Origin of the sequence: Prosthecobacter sp. (assembly GCF_044373815.1) — a bacterium.
Classification (GTDB): Bacteria; Verrucomicrobiota; Verrucomicrobiia; order Verrucomicrobiales; family Verrucomicrobiaceae; genus Prosthecobacter.
Map to the genome: position 1 here is coordinate 1 of NZ_JBIPNG010000519.1, position 4,412 is coordinate 4,412.

4 protein-coding genes are annotated in these 4,412 nt (G+C 55.7%); 1 reads left to right on the top strand and 3 read right to left on the bottom strand.

The annotated features are described in order from the left end of the window. A partial coding sequence (locus tag ACIREA_RS27340) for an ATP-binding protein (protein WP_397385491.1) occupies window positions 1-1,902 on the top strand: 1,902 nt, incomplete at its 5' end. Between the two features lies 1 nt (window position 1,903). Here ACIREA_RS27340 and ACIREA_RS27345 read toward each other — a convergent pair. From ACIREA_RS27345 to ACIREA_RS27355, 3 genes are all read right to left on the bottom strand, one after another. Continuing rightward, window positions 1,904-2,584: a response regulator gene (locus ACIREA_RS27345; RefSeq protein ID WP_397385492.1), complete on the bottom strand. Its 681-nt coding sequence runs from the start codon at window positions 2,582-2,584 to the stop codon at window positions 1,904-1,906. A 10-nt stretch (window positions 2,585-2,594) separates the two neighbouring features. After that, the gene (locus tag ACIREA_RS27350; protein ID WP_397385493.1) at window positions 2,595-3,245 is read right to left on the bottom strand and encodes a hypothetical protein; all 651 of its coding nucleotides are present in this window, start codon (window positions 3,243-3,245) and stop codon (window positions 2,595-2,597) included. A gap of 220 nt (window positions 3,246-3,465) precedes the next feature. Further along, on the bottom strand, window positions 3,466-4,110 hold the full coding sequence (locus tag ACIREA_RS27355; RefSeq protein WP_397385494.1) for a LuxR C-terminal-related transcriptional regulator: 645 nt from the start codon (window positions 4,108-4,110) through the stop codon (window positions 3,466-3,468). Window positions 4,111-4,412: the final 302 nt, after the last annotated feature.

Below are 4,412 nucleotides of genomic sequence, written 5' to 3' on the forward strand. Positions count from 1 at the left end.
GCAGCGCGTGACAAGGCGGAGGCGGCCAGCCGTGCGAAGAGTGAGTTCCTGGCGATGATGAGCCATGAAATCCGTACGCCCATGAACGGTGTCATTGGCATGGCCGGACTGCTGAAAATGAGCCAGCTGGATGCCAAACAATCGGAGATGGTGGAAGCTGTTCACCACAGCGGCGGCGCGCTGATGAACATCATTGATGACATTCTTAACTTCGCGAAGATCGAGGCCGGCCAGATCGAACTGGTCGAGCAGCCGGTGGTGCTGGACGAACTGGTCGAAGGGGTGGCGGATCTGCTCTTCCATGAGGCCTCCTCGAAGGGGCTGGAACTGACCACCATCCTTGCCCCCGAATTGCCGGAAGTGATTCGAGGAGACGCAGGACGCCTGCGCCAGGTGCTGCTCAATCTCGCAGGCAATGCGGTCAAGTTTACGGACAAGGGACATGTGACCATTCGTGTGTCAGGCGTGGATGATCAGATCGAGTTTCGGGTCGAGGACTCAGGCATCGGCCTGCCAGACGCAGCGCATGAGCGCCTGTTCAAGCCTTTCAGCCAGGTGGACAGCTCTCTGTCACGCCGCTTTGGCGGCACGGGCCTCGGGCTGGCCATTTGCAAGAAGCTGGTGGATGCGATGAGCGGTGGCATCGGTGTGGAGAGCGAGACTGGGCATGGCTCGCAGTTCTGGTTCCGAGTGCCGCTGCATGCCGGGCCTGAAGAACCTGCGCGGCGTGTCGCACCGCAGTCCCATCTGCGGCATGTATGGATTGCCCATGAATCACCGCGTGTAAGGGAGAGCATCCGCGCCGCGCTGGCTGCGCCGGGCGTGGATTTCCATGAATTAAAACGAGTGCAAGTCCGCAGGCATCTGGCCAAGGGGCGTGCAGCAGGTGAGGTGCTGGTGATGGATGCCGCCTGGATGCCAGCGACGGTGGTAAAGAAGCCAGCTGCGCAGCCAAAAGGGGCTGGCTTGAATCGGTGGCAGGTGGTGCTTATTGGTTCGGGGATCTATGCAGCCGGCGAAGCACCCGCGGAGGTGCAAGCGGTCACGCTGCCTTTGCACCGCCGGTCCTTGCAGCGGGCTGTCTGGCCCGTGGCTGCGCCTGCTGCGGAAGGCAAAACATCCTCGACGCATCGGCTGGCACTGGGGCTCAACGTATTGGTTGCGGAAGACAACCGCATCAATGCACGTCTTGCCTGCCTTCTGCTGGATAATCTCGGGTGTACTTCGGTGGTGGCCGTTAATGGCAAGGAAGCTGTGGCAGCATTTCAGAAAGAGCCTTTTGACGTCGTGCTCATGGATTGCCAGATGCCTATCATGGACGGTCATGCGACCGCGCAAAAAATCCGCCAGTGGGAAAGCCGGAGTGGGAAACAGCAAAGACTGGGGCGCTGCAAAATCATTGCCATGACGGCGAGCGCGCTGCCTGAAGAGCGGGCGCGTTGCTTTGCCTCAGGCATGGACGAGTATCTGTCCAAGCCCTTCAGTGCCGAATCGCTGGAGCGATTGCTCGTCGATATTTCGCGGCAGCCTGGTGCGGTGGAAGGTGCTGCCGGGAATAAGGTGGCTGCTGCCGTGGCTGATCCGCTAGCACCACTGACGGAACAGATTGGAGCGGTGGAAGCCCGCAAGCTGGCGGACATCTGGCTGGAGGAAGCCCCGGGCCGGCATCAGCGACTCATTACGGCATTGAAGCGCCGCCAGCCGGAAGCCGCGCGCAAGGAAGCTCATGCGCTGCGTGGAGCGAGTTCCATTTTTGGCATGCGCTCACTCATGGATGCCTGCACCTCTGTGGAGGTGGCGATTCGTAGTGACAATCGTGTCGCAGCAGGTCTGCTCGAAGAATTGAGTGAACATTTTCAACAATCCGTGGCATTGCTTGAGCGGAGCATGACAGCAGGGTGAATCAGCTCTGGGTCTCCTGCGCCAGCACCGCGAGCGCTTCGGACTTCGACTTCACATGCAGCTTCTGATAGATCTTTTTCATGTGAACGCGCACGGTCTCGTGGCTGAGGCCGAGTGCCTCGCCCATGCCCTTCGCGCTGCCATGTCTGGCCATGCTGTCCAGCACCTGGCGTTCACGGGCGGTGAGAGTTTTCAGGGCCAGATGCCTGCCTCCAGGCTGGGGTGGTGCATGACGGAACTCATCAATAAGCATGCGCGCGATGAACGGGCTCAGGCTGACGCCGTCTTGGATCACCTGCCTCAGATTTTCTAAAAAAGCCTGAGTGTCCAAAGTTTTGACGACGTAGCCGGACGCCCCCCCTCTTATGGCGGAAAAAACATGCTCAGGCTCAAGCGAGGAGGTGAGCACCACACAGCGTGGAGGATTCTGCAGCTTGCTCAGACGAGAAAGCAATTCCAGCCCACTGATGCCGGGAAGTTCCAAGTCGATGAAGAGCAGCTCCACAAGCAGAAAACGAGTGTCCGCCAGCATGGCCTCGGCACTTTCCCATGCATGCACCAGTTCGACTTCAGGTGTGTTCTTAAGCAGGCCGGAGAGATAAGCGCGATAAACGGGATCGTCCTCGACCAAGGCGGTTCGCTGGGGAGATTTCCGTGATGAGTGAGGCACAGTGGATGGCATGGAGGAACTTTCAGGCCTGATCTTGGAGCACAACGCTGTAAAGCGCCAGCGCACACTTCTCGCAAACCGTGCGGAAAGTACCCTGCACATCCCTCAGATTACTTTGGTGATCCCAGTGCATCCAGCCATGTTCAAAGGAATGATAGCGGTGGCAGCAGGTGCAGGAAATGGTTTGCCTCCCCGATGCTTGAGCCAATTCCACACTTTGCTTTGAAAGCTGCCAGCTGATCAATGCCTGCATGCTGCACCGCAGGCCGTCCACGAAGCCAGCCAGACGTGAAGTCAGTTCAAACTGACCGTCAAAAAGCATGCTGAGCATGTAGGTGCAGCCATCCGCCTCTTGCTGCGTTGAAAGTCTGGCGCACATGTGGGTTTTATCTTTCCAACGCAACAGCAGTACCGGTCTTTCGAGGGAATTTTGTGCTGAATGTACAAGAAGCGCATTCAAGGTGGAATCGATCTCAATGGCGGAACCTAAAAGATTGACGAGTTGACAGCTGTTGCCCCTATGGCGCGTTACCCAGGCATGGGTGCCTCCCAGCAATCCGCAGGCTTCTTCCAAACCAGGAATTTCCAAAGGAACTCCGGTGTCCGAGGTGCTTGTATGAATGGCATCCAACTGGCACGGACTCAGGAGGGTTGCTAAGGCGGAAAGGGACATCATAGTTCCACCCTAACCAAGACCGCTTACTGAGGCGATTGCTCGATTGGGTTAACCCTTGAATTCCACAATGTGTTACCCCAAGCCAATGTTTGCCACTTGGAGTATTCAACACCAAAGCTGAGGAGCTCCACATGGGCAGGCGCTTATGCTGAGGTTGTTGGGCTGGTGGCGGTTTGTTTGACCGCCGCCAGCTTTTGACTGTTGGATATAAACTAAGTCAGGCGGCGCTGCTCAGGAGGCCGTGCTTAATGCAGTAGTGGGCAATCTTTGCCGTGGACTTGATTCCGGTCTTTTTATTGATGTTGTGCTTGTGCACCCCAACGGTACTGGGAGATAATTTGAGCTCCGTTGAGATCTTTTTGAGAGAGTTTCCCTGGCCGATTTGCACAAAAATTTCAAGCTCGCGCGGACTCAGGACGCTGTGCGGGAAACCTTTTCTTCCGTTCGCTATGTGATCGGACAGGCTTTGAATTACATCGGGTGACAGGTGGCTGCGTCCTTGAATTAAGGCTTGCACGGCTTTCAGGATCTCATCGCGGGCACATGTCTTGGTGAGGAAGCCATGTGCACCCGCACGCATCGCGCGATCTATCCATGATGGGTTGGCTTCGGCGCCCAGCACGAGGCATCGCGTCTTTGGGGATTTGAGCGATATCTCTTTGATGATCGAAAGAACAGAAATGTCAAACTCGACTACATCGGCCAAAACAAGATCGAACGAGACGCTGTGGAGCAGCTCGCGCGCTTCATTCATTGATATGGATCGGAAGATGGTGAAACCTTGAAATTGCTCCTGCAGGAAAGTGGTCAGAAACTCTCCCACCATCATGTGTTCAGCAATAATCAGCACGGTCTTCTTCATTTTTTCTAAATTGTGAATGTGGTTTGATAATGGTCTTATTTTTTGCAGATACCGCGGTTAAAGAAAGCTTTGTCATGGGTTGCCTCATTTTGTTAACGAGATGCAAGACAACTGGCTCAGTCATATCAGCAACCCATGTGCGGAGGGGAAGGTTTTGATCTTGCTTCCGTGCATGTCTGCGGTGGGAAGTTGTGCCAATTTCCAGACCTGAGGCATTTCCTGTCGTGTTGGCGTGTCTGTATGTAGAATGGGATAGATCATTTATTTCCATCATATTCCATAACACCTCGGCTTGTTTTCAG

What these genes read in the sequence shown, in the direction of transcription:
- ACIREA_RS27345 (WP_397385492.1), bottom strand. Translation starts at nt 2,584, where the DNA reads ATGCCATCCACTGTGCCTCACTCATCACGGAAATCTCCCCAGCGAACC.
- ACIREA_RS27350 (WP_397385493.1), bottom strand. Translation starts at nt 3,245, where the DNA reads ATGTCCCTTTCCGCCTTAGCAACCCTCCTGAGTCCGTGCCAGTTGGAT.
- ACIREA_RS27355 (WP_397385494.1), bottom strand. Translation starts at nt 4,110, where the DNA reads ATGAAGAAGACCGTGCTGATTATTGCTGAACACATGATGGTGGGAGAG.